Consider the following 18011-nt stretch of genomic DNA (forward strand, 5'->3'; position numbering starts at 1 on the left):
ATGGCGATCGGGCGCAGGACCTTCCTGAAGGCATCGGCGGCGGCGCCGGCCGGGGCGATGGTGGGGGTGGAGGCCTCGGCGCAGGGCCGCACGGTGGTGAACCTGCAGCTCGGCTGGCTGCTCTCCGGCAACCAGATCGGCGAGGTCTGCGCCAAGCAGCTCGGCTACTACGAGCAGGAGGGGCTGGAGCTTCGCTTCCAGGCCGGCGGGCCGAGCATCGACGGCGTGGCGATCGTCGCCTCCGGCCGGTTCGAGGTGGGGCAGGTCTCCTCCTCGCCCTCGCTCATGCTGGCCTCCAGCCAGGGCATCCCGATCCGCTGCTTCGCGGCCGGCGCGCAGGAACATCCCTTCAGCTACATCTCCCGCGCGTCGAAGCCGGTGCGGGAGCCGCGCGACCTGATCGGCAAGAAGGTCGGCACGCAATCGACGGCGGTGATCCTGCTGCGCGCGATGCTGGCGAAGCACAACATCGCGGAGAACCAGGTGCAGGTGATCCCGATGGGCGCGGACATGTCGCCGCTGATGACCGGCCAGGTGGATGTCGTCACGGGCTGGCTGACCAACACCACGGCGATGCGCGTGATCCCCGATCCCGTCGTGATGCGGCTGTGGGACACGGGCGTGCAGCTCTACGCCCTGCCCTACTACGCGACGGCGCAGACCATCGAGCGCCGGGCCGACGTGCTGGCGAAGTTCCTGCGCGCCTCCGGCCGCGGCTGGGCCTTCGCGAACCAGAACCGCGACCAGGCGGCGGAGATGCTGGTGAAGGAGTTCACCAACCTCAAGCTGGCCGATGAGCGCGAGGCGCTGGACGTCATGCTGAAATACGCCTTCAGCCCGAAGACCGCGGCCGAGGGCTGGGGCACGATGGATCCGAAGGTCTGGCAGGACCAGATCGACCTCTACGCCCAGCTCGGCCAGTTCCGCGGCGCGCCGCCGAAGCTGGACGACGTGATGACGATGAACATCCTGCGCATGACGGCGGACGCACGGCCGAAGATCGGGTGATGTCCCTCAACGCGGCGGTCGATTGCCGCAACGTGACGGTGCGGTTCGTGACGGATCGCCGCACCGTCACGGCGCTGCACGACGTCTCCTTCGACGTGGAGCCGGGCGGCTTCCTGGCGCTGCTCGGCCCCTCCGGCTGCGGCAAGTCCACGCTGCTGCGCGTGGTGGCCGACCTGATCGCGCCCTCCTCCGGCACGGCGACGGTGTTCGGCACCACGCCGGCCGAGGCGCGGGCGGCGCGGGCGCTCGGCTTCGTGTTCCAGGACGCCGCGCTGCTGCCCTGGCGCACCGCGATCCAGAATGTGGAGCTGCCGCTGGAAGTCGGCGGCGCACGCGCGCTGCCGCCGGGCGCGCCGCCGCCGCGCGAATTGCTGAAGCTCGTCGGGCTGGAAGGCTGGGAGAACAGCTTCCCGCATGAGCTGTCGGGCGGCATGCGCCAGCGCGTCTCCATCGCGCGCGCGCTGCTCGGCGGGCCGCGCCTGCTGCTGATGGACGAGCCCTTCGGCGCGCTGGACGAGATCACGCGCGACCGCCTGAACGAGGAGCTGCGCCGCATCTGGGCGGAGACGGGCACCACCATCCTGTTCGTCACGCATTCGGTCTACGAGGCCGTCTATCTCGGCGAGCAGGTGCTCGTTCTCGCCGCCAATCCGGGGCGGGTGGCGGCGCGGGTCGCGGTGGACCTGCCGCGCGACCGCGACCTCGCCATCCGGGAGACGCCGGACTTCATCCGCATCGTCGCGGGCCTCCGTGACGCCATGGGACGCCGCGCCGCATGAGCACCACCACCGCGGACATCCCCGCCGATCCCGGCCTGCGCGCGGCGGAGGAAGCGCATCACCGGAAGATGCGTCGCCTCGCCTGGCGGCGGCGCCTGCTGCCGATCGCGGGCATCGGCGGCTTCATCGGCCTCTGGGCCTTCATCGTCTGGTTCTGGGAGGTGCCGCGCTTCGTCGCGCCCTCGCCGCAGCTTGTCCTGGCCACGCTGGTGGAGCGGTGGGACGTGCTGCTGCAGAACCTGGTGCCGACGGCGATCGAGGCCTTCGCCGGCTTCACGCTCGGCAACCTCGCGGCGATCATCGTCGCCACCGTCTTCGTGCATCGCAAGACGATGGAGGAGGCGTTCTTCCCCGTGGTGGTGCTGATCAACACGATCCCGGTGGTCGCCAAGGCGCCGATCCTGGTGCTGCTGATGGGCAACGGCATGGAGCCGAAGATCGCCATCGCGGCGCTGATCTGCTTCTTCCCCACGCTCGTGAACATGGTGCGCGGGCTGGAATCGGTGAACCCGCAGGCGATGGAGCTGATGCGCGTGCTTTCCGCCAGCGAGCGCGAGATTTTTTTCAAGCTAAGGCTGCGGAACGCGCTGCCGTATCTCTTTTCGGCCTTGAAGATCGCCGCCTCCACGGCCGTGATCGGCGCCATCGTGGGCGAGTGGATCGGCTCCACCTACGGCATCGGCGCGCTGATCATCCAGTCCATGTACAATTTCGACAGCCCGATGCTCTACGCGACCGTGATCGTCGGCAGCGCCTTCTCGGTGCTGTTCTTCGCCGTGATCGTCGCGGCGGAGCGCTACTTCATCCGCTGGCAGCCTGCCAACAACGCCTGAGGAAACGCCCATGACCGAACGCATCACCGAGGCGGCCGGCCAGGCCCCCGTCGTCGCGCGCAGCGATGTCGTCGTCGTCGGCGGCGGGCCCGCCGGATTCGCCGCCGCCGTTGCGGCGCGGCGCGAAGGCGCGAGCGTCACGCTGCTGGAGCGCTACCCCTATCTCGGCGGCCTCGCCGCGGGCGGGATGGTGCTGGTGCTGGACGACATGCACAACGGCAACGAGATCACCACCACCGGCCTGTGCATGGAGATGATCGAGCGCATGGCGCGCATCGACGCCTGCGTCTTCCCGCCGGAAGCCGAGCGCAACGCCACGCTCGAGATGCACAAGAAGTGGGCGAGCTGGGGCCTGTTCGATTTCCGCGCCGGCGGCAAGGTGCAGCCCATCGTCATGGCGGCCGCCTTCGACCCCGATGGCTGGAAGCGCGTCTCCAACGAGATGATTCTCGACGTTGGCGTGGATGTTCGGCTCAACTCGTGGTTCTCGCGCGCGGTGATGGAGGGGAACCGGATCACCGGCGTGATCTGCGAGACCAAGGAAGGCCGCCAGGCCATCATGGGCGGCGTGGTGGTGGATGCCACCGGCGACCTCGATGTGGCGGTCGCCGCCGGCAGCCCGCATGTGCATGGCAGCTACATGCTGACCACGGTGTTCCGCCTCGGCGGCGTCGACACCGACGCCGCCGAGCGTTTTCGGTGGGAGGAGCCGGAGAAGTTCGCCGCGCTCGACAAGCAGGCGAAAAAAATCATCGGCGGGTCGTGGGATCGGTGGTGGCTGAAGACGCCGCTGCCCGGCGTGGTGTGGTGCAACTGCCCGCACATGGTCGGCCTGGACGGCATCTCGGTCGCGGACACGACCAAGGCGGATTTCGAGGGCCGCAAGCGGATCTACGCGATGGTGGACTTCATCCGCGCCAACATGCCGGGCTTCGCCAAGTGCTTCGTCGTGGATGTCGCGCCGCAGCTCGGCATCCGGCAGACGCGGCTGCTGATCGGCGACTATGTGGTGACCAAGGAGGACGTGATGGACCGCGTCTGGTTCCCGGACACGGTGGCGCGCGGCCGCGACTACTACACGCCCTATCGCTCGATGCTGCCGAAGGGGATCGAGGGGCTGGTCGTCGCCGGCCGCCACTACTCCGCGACGGAGTCGGCCCAGAAGAATTCGCGGGAGATCCCGCCCTGCATGGCGATGGGCCAGTCGGCCGGCATCGCGGCGGCGCTGGCCGCACGGCGCGGGGTGTCGCTGCGCGCCGTGCCGGTGAAGGACATCTGCGCCCGCGTGCGCGCCCAGGGCGGCGATCCGGGCGACATCCCCTCGGCCAATGCGAAGCTGCTGGAGAAGGCCGCATGACCACGCCTCTGCCCTTGGAGGGCATCCGCGTCATCGACTTCACGCAGGTGATGATGGGGCCGGTGGCGACGCAGATGCTCGCCGACTACGGCGCCGACGTGATCAAGATCGAACGGCCGCAGGGCGACCTCTCCCGCACCGCCTTCCCCGACCCCGCCGGGCTGCTCGGGCCGGTCTTCTGCTCGCTCAATCGCAACAAGCGCAGCGTGGTGCTGGACCTGCGGAAGGAGGAGGAGCGGCAGGTCGTGCTCGACCTGGCGCGCACCGCCGACGTCGTGGTCAACAATTTCCGGGCCGGCGTGATGGAGCGGCTGGGCTTCGGCTGGGAGGATCTGTCGAAGATCAACCCGCGTATCATCTACGCCGTCGGCACCGGCTACGGCCTCGAAGGCCCCTATGCGCACAAGGGCGGGCAGGACGTGCTGGCGCAGGCCATGAGCGGCGTCATGCATCGCCGCTCCAACGCCGACCAGCCCCTGACCGTCCACGCCACCACCTTCGCCGACTACTCTGCCGGGATGCATCTCGTGCAGGGCGTGCTGCTCGCGATCCTGCAGCGCCAGAAGACCGGCCGTGGCCAGCGCATCGCCGTCTCGCTGCTGGATTCCATGCTGGCCGCGCAGACGCAGGAGGGCGCGGCCTACCTGATGCGCGGCAAGGAAGTGAACTGGGGCGCCATGCCGCTCTCCGGCGTCTTCCCGACATCCGACGGCGCGCTGGTGATGGTCGGCGCCTTCAAGGCGGATCCGCTCGGCTCGATCAGTTCGGCGCTGGGGATCGACCATCTCGGCAAGGACCCGCGCTTCGCGGATTTCGCCGCGCAGGTCGCCAACAAGCCGGCGCTCCAGAACATCTTCCGCGAGCGCTTCGCCTCCAACACCACGGCGTATTGGCTGGCGCGGCTGGAGGCCGAGGACCTGCTCTGCGCGCCCGTGCGCAGCCTGGCCGAGGCGCTGGAGGACGAGCAGGCCACGATCAACCAGATGATCCTGGAAGGCCCCGGCGAGATCGAGCCGATGCGCCTGGTCGGCTCGCCGATCAAGATGACCGACGCGCCCGTCACGCTGCGCATCGCGCCCCCGAAGCTCGGCCGGCACACGGAGGAGGTGAAGGCCGAGCTGACGAAGCAGATGGCGGCCGAATGAGCGTTCTCTTCGAAGTCAGGGACCACGTCGCCCGCGTCACGCTGAACCGGCCCGAGGCGATGAACGCCGTGGACCGGAAGACCGAGGCGGAGCTCCAGCGCATCTGGACGGAGATCGAAGCGCGCCGCGACATCCGTGCCGTGGTGCTGACCGGCGCGGGCGAACGCGCCTTCTGCGCCGGCGCCGACGTGAAGGATTCCGGCAACGTCACCGGCCTCGAATACTGGGCCGCGCCCCGCCCCGGCGGCTTCGGCGGCATCGCGCTGCGCACCACGCTCGATGTTCCTGTGATCGCGCGGGTGAACGGCCATGCGCTCGGCGGCGGCTTCGAGATGGTGCTGGGCTGCGACCTGATCGTTGCCGCCGAGAACGCCACCATGGGCCTGCCCGAACCGCGCCTCGGCCGGCTGCCGCTCGATGGCGGCATGGCGCTGCTGCAGCGGCAGATCCCCTATCGCATGGCGCTCGGCATGATGCTGACGGGGCGGCGCATCACGGCAGCCGAGGCGCTCGGCGTCCACCTGGTGAACGAGGTGGTGCCCTTCGCGGAACTGGACTCGGCGGTGGACCGCTGGCTGGAGCAGATCCTGCTCTGCGCGCCGCTTTCCGTCCGCGCGATCAAGCAGAGCGTCCGCCGCACCGCGCATCTCTCCGCCGAGGAAGCGCAGGCCGCGCGCTTGCCCGCGCTGATCGAGGCGCTGCAATCGAAGGACCAGGACGAAGGCGTCGCGGCCTTCGTCGAGAAGCGGAAGCCGGTCTGGCGCGGGATGTAGCGCCGTGCACGCCGCCGCGCTCGCCTATTTCCGGGAGACGGCGCGGCTCGGCTCCATCCGGCGCGCGGCGGCCAGCCTGAACGTCGCGGCCAGCGCGCTGAACCGGCAGATCCTGAAGCTGGAGGATCAGCTCGGCACGAAGCTCTTCGACCGGCTGCATGGCGGCATGCGCCTGACCGCCGCCGGCGAGTTGCTGCTGCGCCATGTAACCGCGACGCTGCACGATTTCGACGCGGTGCGCGCGCAGATCGACGACCTGCGCGGCGCACGCTCCGGCCATGTCACCGTCGTCGCCATCGACAGCCTTCTGGTGGATTTCCTGCCGCGCGCGATCGATCGCTTCCGCGCGAAGTTCCCCGCCGTCTCCTACGCGCTCGATGCGGTGGCGCCGGCGGAGGTGCCGGAGCTGGTGGCGGATGGCGCGGCGGATCTCGGCTTCACCTTCGTCGCGCGCAGCAGCCGCGCCGTGCATTTCGCCGCCGAGTTCGCGGCGCCGATCGGCGTGGTGATGCCATCCGACCATCCGCTGGCGGCGCGGCGCAGCATCGCCTTCCAGGACGCCGCCGCCTTCCCCTTCCTGGCGCAGGCGGGGCCGCTGCCGCGCTCGGCGGACATAGACCCGGATTTCGCACGCTTCCGCGCCACGCTGAAGCCGCGCCTGGTCTCCAACTCCATCCAGGCGCTGAAGATGGCGCTGCGGCTCAACATGGGCATCGCCTTCTTCACGCGCCTCGGTTTCCTCGACGAGATCGCGCGCGGGGAGATGGTGTGGCGCCCCTTCGAGAATGCGGCGATCAACGCGCTGCATGTCGGCCTGCTCGTCGCCGAGGGCCGCACGCCGACCGCGCCCGCGCGCCAGCTCACCCGGCTGCTGATGGAAGAGCTGGCGCGCCTGCGGGAGCCGTGACCGGGCATCGCGCGACACGATTGACCAGGCCGCCAACGCCCCCTCATGCTTTCCCCGGGGCGAGATGGGGAGCGCCGGCGGCGCATGAACGACGCAGCGGCCACGACCGGCCCCGCCGAGGAGGACGCGGAAGGCACCGCCGCCGTCCGCTCCGTCCTGATGGCGGTGCGCGTGCTGGAGGCGATGGCGCTGGCCGGGCGCGCGCTCGGCGTCTCCGACCTCGCGCGGCAGCTTGGCGAGCCGAAGGGCCGCGTCCACCGCCACCTGGTCACGCTGCGCAAGGCGGGGCTGGTCGCGCAGGACGCCGCCTCGGACCGCTATCACCTCACTTGGCGGCTGTTCCAGATCGGCCAGGCGGCGGGCGAGCAGTTCGACCTCCGTCGCGTCGCCGAGCCCGCGATGCACCGGCTGCGCGATGCGGCTGGGCAATCCGTGCTGCTGGCCGTGCCGACGGGCGGCGAGCCGCTGGTCGTGCATGCGCTGGAAGCATCGAACAAGGTCTCCATCACCGTGCAGCCCGGCAACCGCCCGCCGCTGCACTGCTCGGCGCAGGGGCGCGTGATGCTCGCCTTCGCGCCGGCGGAGTTGCAGGACCGCGCGCTGGCCGCGAAGCTCGAGGCGCCGACACCCGCCAGCATGACCGATCCCGCCGCGCTGCGCGCAAGGCTCGCCGCGGTGCGCGAGAGGTTGTGGGAGACGGCGCCGTCGGAGACGCTGCTCGGCATCAACGTCCTCGCCGCGCCGATCTTCGCGGCCGGCGAGGTGCTGGCCGGCTCGATCGGGCTGGTCGGCTCGGTGCAGTTCGTGCGCGACCCGCCGGATGCGGCGATGCTCGCCGCGCTGCACGCGGCCGCGGGCGAGATCAGCGAAAGGCTCGGCTCCGCGCGCTACCGCGCCTCGGGCGGGACGAATTCGCGCCAGTAGCCCGGCCGGTCCGGCTGCACGCCGTAGCCGAGCTGCCGATCCGCTGCCACGCCGACCAGATCGCTCGCGCTACCACCCGTCCGCGCGAGATAGTCGGAAAAATCCTGCACGGCGCGGCGCGCGACGTCGAAGCCGCCGGCCATCACTGCGCTCGTCATCTCCACCGCGCTGGCGCCGGCCAGCAGGAAGCGCGCCACGTCCAGGCCGCTGCGCGCGCCATTGGTGCCGAGCAGCGCGAAATCCCTGCCGACGCGCTTGCGGGTCTGCGCCAGCCAGCGGCAGGTCAGCGCCAGCGCCCAGGGCCCGCCGATGGCGCCCGCGGTGCCGAGCATCGGCGCGCGCGTCTCCACATCCGGCACCAGCGCCATGAAGCGGCCCATCACGATCACCGCATCCGCGCCGCCCTGCTTCGCCGCCTCGGCCAGCGCCGCCACGTCCTCGCTCTGCCCGGTCAGCTTGATCCAGAGCGGGATCGTCACGGCGGCACGCAACGCCGCCGTGATCTCCCGCACGCGATGCGCCGCGCGCTCCTGGATGATGGCGCCCTTCACCGCCTCGTCGCCATGCGGCGCGCCGATGTTGAGCTCCAGCACGCGGATGCCCGCCGCCTGGTAGCGCCGCGCCAGGTCGCAGGCGGCATCCAGCCCCGCCAGGATGATCGAGCCGATGACGTACTGCCCGGATTGCGCCGCCGCGCGGTCCTCGGCCGCCACCTCGGCGATCCAGGCATCCGCATCCATCTGGTGCAGGCCGGAACGGCCGAACAGCATCGCATCGTCCGGCGGATCGAAGTCCCAGGGCAGCGTCCGCCAGCGGCTGTCGAGCAGCACATGGTCGCTGCCGTCGAGCTGGCGCTTCGCCGCCGCATTCTCGTTGATGCTCTTCGCCACCACCGCGCCCACGCCGGTCGCGCGCGCCGCGCGCAGCGCGCCAAGGGTCATCACATGGTCGCCGGATCCGATGATGACCGGGTTGTTCAGGCGGATGCCGCCCACGGCGATGGAGCAGTCAGGCATATTCGGGCCGGGCGGGCGTGAAGACGTCGAGGTTCATCACCGGCTCGTCGCCCACCACCACGCCGTGATGCATCGCGTTCGGCGGCACGACCAGCAGGCCGCCGGGGCCGAGGCGGTGCACCTCGCCCTCGATGTGGAAGTCGATGGTGCCCGACATGATCCAGACGATCTGCTCGTTCGGATGCTTGTGCGGCCGCGGCTCGTGCCCCGGCATCAGGCGGTGCAGCGCGACCGTCGCGCCATCGCCGGTGAAGGCCTTGCGGTCCACCCCAGGGCGCACCGCGGTCCAGGGGATCGCGTTCCAGTCGATCTTCGGAATGTGCATCACTGCCTCGGGATGTTCGCGGCGCGGATCACCCGGCCCCAGAGCTCGGTGTCGGCGTTGATCAGCGCGAGCATGGCCTCCGGCCCGTTCGCCGCCGGTTCCACCGCCAGCGCCACCAGCCGGTCGCGCACCTCCGGCATCGCCATCACGGCGCGCACCTCGGTCGCCAGCCGGTCCACGATCGGGCGCGGCATGTTGGCGGGCCCCGCCATGCCGTTCCAGGTGATGACGCGATAGTCCGGCAGGCCGCTCTCCGCCACGGTCGGCACATCAGGCAGCACGGTGGCGCGCGTCGGCGAGGTCACGGCAAGCGCGCGCAGCCGCCCGCCGCTGATCTGGCCGAGCGTCGTCGCCGCCACCTCCATCGCCGCGGTGACATCGCCCGTCGCCGTGGCGTTCAGCAGGTCGCCGGTCGAGCGGTATGTCACGATCTCCGCCGGGATGTTGCCCATGGACCGCAGCAGCTCGAGCGAGAGATGCAGCGCCGTGCCGACGGCGACCGAGCCCATGTTGATGCGCCCCGGATTGGCGCGCGCGCCCGCGATCAGCTCCTGCAGGGTGCGATAGGGCGCATTCGTCGCGACGACGATCACATGCGGGAAGCTCGCCACCTGCGTGACGAAGGTGAAGTCCTTGATCGGGTCGTAGGGCATGCTGCGCATCAGATGCGGCGCCGTCGCGGCCGTGGCTGTCACCAGCAGAAGCGTGTGCCCGTCCGGCGCGGCGCGCGCGACCGTCTCGCTCGCCAGGATGCCGCCGGCGCTCGGCCGGTTCTCGATGACCACCGGCTGGCCGAGCCGGTCGGACAGCTTCGCGCCGACCAGCCGCGCGGTGGTGTCGCCGACGCCGCCGGGCGCGAAGCCCACGATCCAGCGGACCGGCCGGTTGGGCGACCAGTCCTGCGCCGCGGCCGGCAGGGCGGCGAAGGCGAGCAGGCAGGCCAGAAGCGCGCGTCTCATCATCCTTGTCCTCCCAGGAACGGCCTTGCGCGGCCGATCTTCCGCTTCATGAAGTCCCAGCGCAGCCCGAGATTCTCGGGCGCCAGCAGGAAGCGTTTCGATTGCGCGGCCGCTTCCGGCGCGAGCCGTTCCAGCCGGCCCGCCGCCGCGGCGCGCAGCTGCACATCGGCCGCCCATTCCAGCACGGTCATGCCGATGCAGGCCTCCGCCACGCTGCCGCCGACCACCAGCGCGCCGTGGTTCTTCAGCAGCAGGCCGCGGTTGCCGCCGAGTGCCGCGGCGATCGCATCGCCCTCGTCGGTGCCGAGCACGATGCCGTGGAACTCGTCGAACAGCGCGACGTCGTCGGCGAAGATCGCGCCGGTCTGCGTGATCGGCTCCAGCGTCATCCCGGCGCAGCCGAGCGCGACGCCGGCCTTGCCATGGGTGTGGACGATGCAGGTGACGTCCGGGCGCGCCAGGTAGATGCGCGTGTGGATGTGCAGCGTCGGGTTCACCCGCCCCGCGCCGCGCGTCGTGTTAAGATCGAAATCGGCCTCGATCAGCCCGTCCGCGCGCACCTCGTCGAAGCCGACGCCCCAGCGATGCGACCAGAAGCGATCGGCGCCCGGCAGCCGCGCGGTGAGGTGGCCGGCGATGCCGCTCGCCTGGCCGTCGGCGTCGAGGATGTGGTAGGCGTGCAGCAGGTCGTCGCGAAGACGGGCCTCCGCGTCGCTTGCGGGAGGCCCGTCGGTCATTGCTTCTGCACCCCGGCAAGCTGTGCCATGCGGCCCCAGGCCGCCACTTCCTGCGGGATCATCGCGGCCAGTTCCTCGGGGCTCGAGGGTTCCGGCAGGCCGCCGAGCTCGATCAGGCGGCTGCGGATCTCCGGCACGGTCAGGGCGCGGCGGATGGCGCGGTTCATCGCCTCCACCTGCGGGCGCGGCGTGTTGGCGGGGAAGACGATCGCGTTCCAGCTGCGCACGATGTAGTCCGGCATGCCGGCCTCGGCGCTGGTCGGCACCTCGGGCAGGGAGGGGAAGCGCGAGGGGCCCGTCACCGCCAGCAGCCGGATGCGCCCGGCCTGCACCTGCGGCAGGATCGGCGCCAGCAACTCGCCCGCCACCTGCACCTCCCCCGTCGCCAGCGCGTTGGCGAGTTCCGGCGTCGAGCGGTAGGTGACGGTGGTGATCGGCACCTGCCCCATGGCGCGGAACAGCTCCACGCCGAGATGCTGCGCGTTGCCGACCGAGATCGAGGCGATGTTCAGCTGGTTGGGCCGTGCCTTCGCATAGGCGATCAGCTCGGTGAGGTTGCGCACCGGAAGCTGCGGGTTCACCGCGATGACATGGTCGTACCACACCATCCGGCCGACCGGCGCGAAATCCTTCGTCACGTCGAACGGGATGGTGCGGAAGAAGGCGGGCGCGGCCATGTTGCTGGTGGTGAGCAGGTACATGGTGTGGCCGTCCGGCGCGGAGCGCGCGACGAATTCCGCGCTGATGATCCCGCCCGCGCCCGGGCGGTTGTCCACGACGATGGACTGGCCGAGCTCGGCCTGCATGTGCGGCAGCAGCATGCGCACGGTGATGTCGCCGGCCCCGCCGGCGCCGAAGCCGATCACGAAGCGGATCGGGCGGCTGAACAAGGGCTGCGCCCGCGCGACGGCGGGCATGGCGAGCGCGCCGCCCGCGGCGGCGATCAACGAACGGCGTCCGATCATGCTCGGCGCTCCTCCCCCATGGTCGTTACGCGGGACCGTAGCCGCCCCCGCCCGGCGTTTCCATCAGCACGTCGTCCTGCGGCTGCATCAGCATCTTGCGCGCCTCGTTCACCGGCTTGCCGTTGACCAGGAAGCGCCCGGCCTGGCCGGGGCCGCCGCCTTCCAGCCCCTCCGGCCCGACCTCGGTGCGGCTGGCGACCACGTTCAGCAGCCAGGGTTCGCGCGTGCGCATCCGGTAGCCGATCACCTGGCCGTCGCCGCCGCGCTGGCGCCCCGCGCCGCCCGATCCGGGGCGCAGCTCCTTGCGCGTGAACTCGATCGGCATGGCGGCTTCCAGCACCTCCACCGGCACGGCCGCGACGCCGGTCGGGTAGCAGGTCGCGTCGAGGCCGGGCTTGTCGCGCCGCGCCCCCATGCCGCCCGAGTAGTTGAACATCGAGGAGGTGAAGGGCCTGCCCTCCTCGTCGCGGCCCTGGATCTGGATGGTCCAGACCGCGCCCGAGCCCTCCGCCACCACGCGCTCCGGCATCACCTGGTGCAGCGCCTTCAGCACGGGAAAGGGCACGTACATGCCGACGACATGGCGCGCATTGACCGGCGCCGGATAGCGGCAGTTCACGATGCAGCCCTCCGGCGCCGTGACGCGCACCGGCTTCAGGCTGCCCCAGTTGTTCGGCAGGTCGGGGTCGAGGCAGGCGCGCACCGCGAAATTCGCATAGGCCGCGGTGTAGTTCAGCACGACATTGATCCCGATCGGCGCCTCGGGCGAGGAGCCGGCGAAGTCGATCGTCATCTCCCCCGCCTCGGGGTCCACCGTCACCGCGCAGCGCAGCATGATCTTCTGCCCACCCGGCACGTCGAAGACGCTCTCGCCCTGGAAGGTGCCGGCGCGCAACTTGCGGATGGAATCGCGCGTCGCCTGTTCCGAGCGTTCCAGCACGGCGGCGCTCAGCGCCTCGATATCGTCCAGCCCCTGGCGGTCGCAGAGCGTGTTCAGCCGCTCCGCGCCGACGCGGCCGGCCGCCACCTGCGCGGCGAGATCGCCGGCCACGTGCTCCGGCGTACGCACGTTGCGGCGGATGATGTCGAAGAGCAGCGCATTGGGCCGCCCCGCCTCGTAGAGCTTGGCGAGCGGGATCCAGAGCCCCTCCTCGTGCACGTCGCGCGCCCCGGCGCCCACGCCATAGCCGCCGATGTCGGTGTGGTGGATGGTGCTGCCGAAGAAGCCGATGCACCGCAATCCACTGCCCGTTTGCCGGAACACCGGCGTCATCACCGTGATGTCGAAGAAGTGCCCGGCCGAGAGCCAGGGGTCGTTGGTGATCAGCACGTCGCCGGGGGAAAGGCTGTCCGGCGGGAAGGCCTTGACGAAATGCTGCCCGGCCATGCCGAGGCTGTTGATGTGGCCCGGCGTGCCGGTGACGGCCTGCGCCACCATGCGGCCCTGCCGGTCGAACAGCGCCGTCGCCAGGTCGCCCGCCTCCCGCACGATCGGGCTGAAGGCGATGCGCTGCAGCGCGCGCGCCTGCTCCGTCACCGTCGCGATCAGGTTGGACCAGAGGATCTCGAGCGTGATGCCGTCGAAGCGTTGCGTGCGCATCCGATTCGCGCCTCCGGTCATGCCGCGCGCTCCGCGATCACGGCGCCCGACGCATGCACCTGCGCCACCCAGCCGCGCAGGATCACCAGCGTCGTCTCGCGTTCCTCGATGATTGCCGGCCCCGCGATGCGCTGCCCGACCGCGAGCGCCGCGCGGTCGAACACCGGCACCTCCGGCGCGGACGGCTCCACGGCGGCACGCCGATAGCCACGCGGCGCGGCCGCGGTGCCGCCCGGCAGCGGCGGCGGCGGGGCGGCCGGGATCGGGCCGCGCGCGGCGAGACGCCAGGTGACGACCTCCACCGCCACATCCGGCAGGCGGATGCCGTAGAGCGCCTCATAGGCGGATTCGAAGGCGGCGCGCAGCGCGGCGGCGTCGCCCGCCTCCGCGACCGCCATCGGTATCTCCGCCGTCACCTCGTTCTGCTGGCCGCGATAGCGGCAATCGACGCCGAGCGAGAAGCTCGCGCCCGCCGCCTCCACGCCGGCCTCCGCCAGCGCGGCGCGGCCTTCTTCCGCCATGCCGGCGATCAGCGCGCGCGCCGCGCCCCAGTCCAGCGTGTCGAGCGTGTCCAGTGCGGAGCGCACGAGATCGAGCCGCACCGGCGAGACCAGCGTGCCGAAGGCCGAGAGCACGCTCGCCATCGGCGGGAAGATCACCTGCGCGCAGTCCAGCAGTTCCGCCACGCGGCAGGCATGCACCGGGCCGGCGCCGCCGAAGGCGAGCATCGGCAGGCCGCGCCAGTCCAGGCCGCGATCGGTCGCATGCGCGCGCGCCGCCCCGGCCATGTTCTCGCACACCACCTCGAAGACGCCGCGCGCTGCCGCCACGGCATCCACGCCGAGCCGCGCGCCGAGCCGCGCGAAGGCCGCCTCCGCCCCGGCGCGGTCGAGCTTCATGTCGCCGCCGAGGAAGCGGTCCGCATCCAGCAGGCCGAGCACCACATCGGCATCGGTCACGGTCGGCTCGGTGCCGCCGCGGCCGTAGCAGACCGGCCCGGGCTCGCTGCCGGCGCTGCGCGGCCCCACCTTCAGCAGTCCGAGATTGTCGATCCGCGCGATGGAGCCGCCGCCCGCGCCGATCTCGATCATGTCCACCGAGGGGATGGTGATCGGAAAGCCGCTGCCGGGCTTGAAACGGTAGCGGCGGTCCACCTCGAACTCGCCGGCGACCAGCGGCCTGCGGTCCAGGATCAGGCAGGCCTTCGCGGTGGTGCCGCCCATGTCGAAGGACAGCAGCCGGTCCGCGCCCAGCAGCTCGGAGAAATGCGTCGCGGCCAGCGCGCCGGCGGCCGGGCCGGATTCGATCATGCGCACCGGGAAGGTGCCCGCCACCTGCGTGCCGACCACCCCGCCGTTCGAGAGCATGATCAGCGGCCGGTTGGGGAAGCCGCGGCGCGACAGCTCGGCCGAGAGCGCGGCAAGATAGGGTGCGACGATGGGCTGGGTGTAGGCGTTCATCACCGTCGTCGAGGCGCGCGGATATTCGCGGATCTGCGGCGAGACCTCCGACGAGATGGCGATGTGCAGCGCCGGGGCGGCCCGGCGCATCGCCTCCCGCGCCGCGGCTTCGTTCGCGCCGTTGCGATAGGCGTTGAGCAGGCAGAGCGCCGCCGCCTGCACGCCGCGCGCCGCAAGCGCCCGCGCCAGCGCGGCCGCCTCCTCCGCATCCACCGGCGTCGCGATGCGCCCGTCCGCCAGCACGCGCTCGTCCAGCGCGAAGGTCAGCTCCGGCGGCACGAGCGGATCGGGATATTCGATCTGCGGGTCGAACATGTCGTAGCGATGCTCGTTGCGGATCCGCAGCACGTCGCGGAAGCCCTTGGTCGTGACCAGCGCGGTCGGCGGGCCGCGCCGCTCGATCACGGCGTTGGTGACCAGGGTGGTCGCATGCACGGTCACGTCGTCCACCGCGCGGGGCGCGATGCCCGCGCGGTCGAGTGCCAGGTCCACGGCGCGGAAGAAGCCGTCGAGCAGGTTGCGGTGGGTGGTCAGCGTCTTGTCGGTGACGGCGCAGCCGTCGCGCGCGCGCAACACCACATCGGTGAAGGTGCCGCCGATGTCCACGGCGAGCGCATAGCCATGCGGCGCAGGCGTTTCGCCCAACGGCCCTCTCCTGGCGCTTTGCGTCGTCCTGTATAGCAGGACGACGTCCTCCAGAAGCAAGCTTGCGTCCTGGCCGCGGCCGCGTCAACCGGCTTTTCAGCCGTAGGCGAAGCGCTCCTCCAGGATCCGCGTGGCCGGCACGCCGAGGCTGCGCAGCGCCGCGCGCGCTTCCTCCAGCATGGGCGGCGGACCGCAGAGCACGAACAGCCAGCCCGCCTGCGCCGCCGCGGCGCAGCGCCGCGCGATCAGCGCGCGGTCGAGGACGCCGCGCTCGCCCGGCCAGCCGGGCGGCGGCTCGCCCAGGACATGCACCAGTTCGATCGCGCCGGAGGCGGCGAGGGCTGCCAACTCCGGTCCGGCGACGATCTGCTCCGCCACGCGGTTCCCGTAGAGCAGCAGCATCGGCCGCGGTGCCGTCGCGCGCATCTCCTCGCGCAGGATCGAGAGCGCCGGCGCCACCCCGACGCCGCCGCAGAGGAAGGCGATCCCCGGCTCCGGCCGCCCCGCGGCGACGAGATTGCCGTGCGGCCCGTCCACGAAGGCGCGTGCGCCGACGGGCAGCGCGCCGATGCGGCGCGTGAAGTCGCCGGCCTCCTTGATCAGGAAGCGCAGCGCGGCGCCCTCGGCGGGGGCGGAGGCGATGGAGAAGGGATGCTCGCGGCGCGCGAAGGGGCCGCGGTCCAGCTTCAGCCAGGCGAACTGGCCGGCGCGGAAGCGCAGCCCCTGATGCCCCGCCGGCTCCAGCACGACCTCCCAGATGCGGAGCGCCGCCGGGCGCAGCGCGGCGATGCGCCAGGGCCGCCGCGCAAGGTCGAGGGGGCGCACCACCCAGACCCAGGCGAGGGTGAGCAGCGCCGCCGCCGTGCCGATCAGCCAGAGCGCGGCGATGGCCGGATGCGCGCTGGCCCGCCCCGCCGCCAGCGCATGATGCAGGCCGAGCAGCGCGACCAGCACCGCGCACCAGCCATGCGCCGCCCGCCAGGTCTCGTAGCGGAAGGGCAGGTCGTCGCGCCGGATCGAGGTGGCGACCAGCACCGCCAGCAGCAGCCAGGCCAGCAGCGCGGTGAGGATGGACAGCCCGCCGAAGCCGAGGGCCAGGGCGCCACCCGTGTCGTCGGGCCGTGCGAAGGGTGGGCCGTAGGGCAGGCTGTAGAGGAAGGGATGCACCAGCAGCAACGCGACCGCGACGGCGCGGCCGAGCGCCTGGTGCCAGCGCATGGTGCGGTCCATGCCGATGCTGTCCGTGACGCCGCGGAACCGGCCGGAGAGCAGGAAGCTGAGCAGCAGGCCGGCAAAGCCGAGCAGCCCGGCCGCGCCGGCCAACTCGTCCCGCCAGGGCCGCGCCGGCCCGACCAGCAGCCAGGCGAGCGCCAGGGGGAGCAGCAAAAGCCCGACGAGCAGGGCGCCGATCAGCCGGCTCCCGATCCCAGCGTTCCCGCCATCGGCCATCGCACCACCTCCCAGCGGCGCGCAGTCTGGCCGAACGGCGCCAGCCCTGCCTTGCGGCAGGTCAAGCGCGGCGGCTCAGAACGGCCAGACGATCGGCACGAGGAAGACGGCCACGATGAAGAACCAGGCCATCATCGGCAGGCCGAACTTCCAGTAGTCGCCGAACTCGTAGCCGCCCGGGCGCATCACCATCAGGTTGGTCGGCGTGGCGATGGGCGTGAGGAAGGCGGCGGCGGAGACGACCGCGATGCTCATCAGCACCGGCGCGGGCGACACGCCGATGCCGGTCGCGGCGGCGACGCCGACGGGGATGATGATCAGCGCCGTCGCGGTGTTGCTGATCAGCTGGCCGAGGATCGCCGTCAGCACGAAGAGCGCGGCGAGCAGCACGCGCGGGCTGGCATCGCCCGCGATGGCCACCAGCCCGTCGGCCATCAGCTTCGCCGCGCCCGTCTGCTCCATCGCGGCCGAGAGCGGCATCATCGCCGCCACCAGGATCACCGTGGTCCAGTCGATGGCGCGATAGGACTGCTCGGCATTCATCACGCCGGTCAGCACCAGCGCGGCGGCAGCGAGCAGGCCCGCCACGGCCGGCGGCACCAGGCCGGTCGCCAGCAGCAGCACCATCACGCCCAGCACCGCGAGCGCCTGCTTCGCGCCGGCGCCGAGCGGCACCGCCTGGCGGCGCACCAGGTCCGGCGAGTTCACCACCAGCACCTGCGGGTCGTTCAGATGCGTGTCGAGCGCCTTCCAGCTGCCCTGCAGCAGGATGGTGTCGCCCGCCTGCAGCACCACCGCGTCACGCCCCAGCACCTCGCCGCCGCGGTTCACCGCGATCACCACGAGGTCGCCGCTCTCCGTCACCATGCCGGGATAGACCGTGGTGCCGACCATCGCGGAGCGCGGCGGCAGCATCACCTCCGCCAGGCCGGAGCTGCGGTTGAACAGCGAATCCTGGATGTCCGCCGCCGCATCCTCCAGCCGGAAGGCCAGGTGCAGCGCGGCGCCGAGCGCGGCGGCGGATTCCGGGGGGCCCGCGATCAGCAGGTGGTCGCCTTCCGCGAAGCGCGGGCCGCCGCGCCCCCCCCCCCGAGGGACAAGCAGCACAGCCCCCCGAGCCCGCGCCCCC

The 18011-nt window shown here is 71.7% G+C and carries 17 protein-coding genes; 8 read left to right on the plus strand and 9 right to left on the minus strand.

Features of this window, described 5'->3' with window-relative positions; translation table 11 throughout:
* The 8 genes from AC1MIR_RS23025 to AC1MIR_RS23060 all read left to right on the plus strand — a co-directional run bounded on the left by AC1MIR_RS23025 (position 1) and on the right by AC1MIR_RS23060 (position 7726).
* Positions 1-1008 (plus strand): ABC transporter substrate-binding protein, encoded by a 1008-nt coding sequence (locus AC1MIR_RS23025; protein WP_480030518.1) that lies wholly within the window; start codon positions 1-3, stop codon positions 1006-1008.
* Positions 1008-1787 (plus strand): ABC transporter ATP-binding protein, encoded by a 780-nt coding sequence (locus AC1MIR_RS23030; protein WP_480030519.1) that lies wholly within the window; start codon positions 1008-1010, stop codon positions 1785-1787. The genes AC1MIR_RS23025 and AC1MIR_RS23030 overlap by 1 nt, the downstream gene beginning before the upstream one ends.
* On the plus strand, positions 1784-2620 hold the full coding sequence (locus tag AC1MIR_RS23035) for an ABC transporter permease (RefSeq protein ID WP_480030520.1): 837 nt from the start codon (positions 1784-1786) through the stop codon (positions 2618-2620). Before AC1MIR_RS23030 ends, AC1MIR_RS23035 begins: the two co-directional genes overlap by 4 nt.
* A 10-nt stretch (positions 2621-2630) precedes the next feature.
* A complete protein-coding gene (locus AC1MIR_RS23040; RefSeq protein WP_480030521.1) occupies positions 2631-3977 on the plus strand; it encodes an FAD-dependent oxidoreductase in 1347 nt (448 codons plus the stop codon).
* Positions 3974-5122, plus strand: a complete 1149-nt coding sequence (locus tag AC1MIR_RS23045) for a CaiB/BaiF CoA transferase family protein (RefSeq protein ID WP_480030522.1) — start codon at positions 3974-3976, stop codon at positions 5120-5122. Before AC1MIR_RS23040 ends, AC1MIR_RS23045 begins: the two co-directional genes overlap by 4 nt.
* Positions 5119-5895: an enoyl-CoA hydratase-related protein gene (locus tag AC1MIR_RS23050; RefSeq protein ID WP_480030523.1), complete on the plus strand. Its 777-nt coding sequence runs from the start codon at positions 5119-5121 to the stop codon at positions 5893-5895. The genes AC1MIR_RS23045 and AC1MIR_RS23050 overlap by 4 nt, the downstream gene beginning before the upstream one ends.
* Positions 5896-5899: 4 nt before the next feature.
* On the plus strand, positions 5900-6802 hold the full coding sequence (locus AC1MIR_RS23055) for a LysR family transcriptional regulator (RefSeq protein WP_480030524.1): 903 nt from the start codon (positions 5900-5902) through the stop codon (positions 6800-6802).
* Between the two features lie 84 nt (positions 6803-6886).
* Entirely contained in the window at positions 6887-7726 is an 840-nt protein-coding gene (locus AC1MIR_RS23060) for an IclR family transcriptional regulator (RefSeq protein WP_480030525.1), read from the plus strand.
* Here the strand turns inward: AC1MIR_RS23060 and AC1MIR_RS23065 are convergent.
* From AC1MIR_RS23065 to AC1MIR_RS23105, 9 genes are all read right to left on the minus strand, one after another.
* On the minus strand, positions 7690-8742 hold the full coding sequence (locus tag AC1MIR_RS23065) for a beta/alpha barrel domain-containing protein (RefSeq protein WP_480030526.1): 1053 nt from the start codon (positions 8740-8742) through the stop codon (positions 7690-7692). The genes AC1MIR_RS23060 and AC1MIR_RS23065 overlap by 37 nt on opposite strands.
* Positions 8735-9067 carry a cupin domain-containing protein gene (locus tag AC1MIR_RS23070; RefSeq protein WP_480030527.1) on the minus strand — a complete coding sequence of 111 codons (333 nt, stop codon included), beginning with the start codon at positions 9065-9067 and terminating at the stop codon, positions 8735-8737. The genes AC1MIR_RS23065 and AC1MIR_RS23070 overlap by 8 nt, the downstream gene beginning before the upstream one ends.
* Positions 9067-10026, minus strand: a complete 960-nt coding sequence (locus AC1MIR_RS23075) for a Bug family tripartite tricarboxylate transporter substrate binding protein (protein ID WP_480030528.1) — start codon at positions 10024-10026, stop codon at positions 9067-9069. Before AC1MIR_RS23075 ends, AC1MIR_RS23070 begins: the two co-directional genes overlap by 1 nt.
* Entirely contained in the window at positions 10026-10763 is a 738-nt protein-coding gene (locus AC1MIR_RS23080; protein WP_480030529.1) for a class II aldolase/adducin family protein, read from the minus strand. Before AC1MIR_RS23080 ends, AC1MIR_RS23075 begins: the two co-directional genes overlap by 1 nt.
* Complete coding sequence (locus AC1MIR_RS23085) at positions 10760-11728, minus strand: Bug family tripartite tricarboxylate transporter substrate binding protein (protein ID WP_480030530.1); 969 nt, start codon at positions 11726-11728, stop codon at positions 10760-10762. The genes AC1MIR_RS23080 and AC1MIR_RS23085 overlap by 4 nt, the downstream gene beginning before the upstream one ends.
* Positions 11729-11753: 25 nt before the next feature.
* Positions 11754-13328 carry a hydantoinase B/oxoprolinase family protein gene (locus AC1MIR_RS23090; protein ID WP_480030531.1) on the minus strand — a complete coding sequence of 525 codons (1575 nt, stop codon included), beginning with the start codon at positions 13326-13328 and terminating at the stop codon, positions 11754-11756.
* A gap of 17 nt (positions 13329-13345) precedes the next feature.
* Positions 13346-15433: a hydantoinase/oxoprolinase family protein gene (locus tag AC1MIR_RS23095; protein WP_480030532.1), complete on the minus strand. Its 2088-nt coding sequence runs from the start codon at positions 15431-15433 to the stop codon at positions 13346-13348.
* 96 nt (positions 15434-15529) lie between these two features.
* Positions 15530-16882, minus strand: a complete 1353-nt coding sequence (locus AC1MIR_RS23100; protein WP_480030533.1) for a ferredoxin reductase family protein — start codon at positions 16880-16882, stop codon at positions 15530-15532.
* A gap of 75 nt (positions 16883-16957) precedes the next feature.
* Positions 16958-18011, minus strand: a 1054-nt coding sequence (locus AC1MIR_RS23105) for an SLC13 family permease (protein ID WP_480030534.1), incomplete at its 5' end; no start/stop codon positions are given.

This window comes from Falsiroseomonas sp. RANM36 (genome assembly GCF_056682175.1).

Bases quoted from the DNA above. Each gene is read 5' to 3' on its own strand.
- AC1MIR_RS23025 (WP_480030518.1), top strand. From the start codon at position 1: ATGGCGATCGGGCGCAGGACCTTCCTGAAGGCATCGGCGGCGGCGCCG.
- AC1MIR_RS23100 (WP_480030533.1), bottom strand. From the start codon at position 16,882: ATGGCCGATGGCGGGAACGCTGGGATCGGGAGCCGGCTGATCGGCGCC.
- AC1MIR_RS23040 (WP_480030521.1), top strand. From the start codon at position 2,631: ATGACCGAACGCATCACCGAGGCGGCCGGCCAGGCCCCCGTCGTCGCG.
- AC1MIR_RS23090 (WP_480030531.1), bottom strand. From the start codon at position 13,328: ATGCGCACGCAACGCTTCGACGGCATCACGCTCGAGATCCTCTGGTCC.
- AC1MIR_RS23060 (WP_480030525.1), top strand. From the start codon at position 6,887: ATGAACGACGCAGCGGCCACGACCGGCCCCGCCGAGGAGGACGCGGAA.
- AC1MIR_RS23075 (WP_480030528.1), bottom strand. From the start codon at position 10,026: ATGAGACGCGCGCTTCTGGCCTGCCTGCTCGCCTTCGCCGCCCTGCCG.
- AC1MIR_RS23030 (WP_480030519.1), top strand. From the start codon at position 1,008: ATGTCCCTCAACGCGGCGGTCGATTGCCGCAACGTGACGGTGCGGTTC.
- AC1MIR_RS23050 (WP_480030523.1), top strand. From the start codon at position 5,119: ATGAGCGTTCTCTTCGAAGTCAGGGACCACGTCGCCCGCGTCACGCTG.
- AC1MIR_RS23085 (WP_480030530.1), bottom strand. From the start codon at position 11,728: ATGATCGGACGCCGTTCGTTGATCGCCGCCGCGGGCGGCGCGCTCGCC.
- AC1MIR_RS23035 (WP_480030520.1), top strand. From the start codon at position 1,784: ATGAGCACCACCACCGCGGACATCCCCGCCGATCCCGGCCTGCGCGCG.
- AC1MIR_RS23045 (WP_480030522.1), top strand. From the start codon at position 3,974: ATGACCACGCCTCTGCCCTTGGAGGGCATCCGCGTCATCGACTTCACG.
- AC1MIR_RS23070 (WP_480030527.1), bottom strand. From the start codon at position 9,067: ATGCACATTCCGAAGATCGACTGGAACGCGATCCCCTGGACCGCGGTG.
- AC1MIR_RS23080 (WP_480030529.1), bottom strand. From the start codon at position 10,763: ATGACCGACGGGCCTCCCGCAAGCGACGCGGAGGCCCGTCTTCGCGAC.
- AC1MIR_RS23065 (WP_480030526.1), bottom strand. From the start codon at position 8,742: ATGCCTGACTGCTCCATCGCCGTGGGCGGCATCCGCCTGAACAACCCG.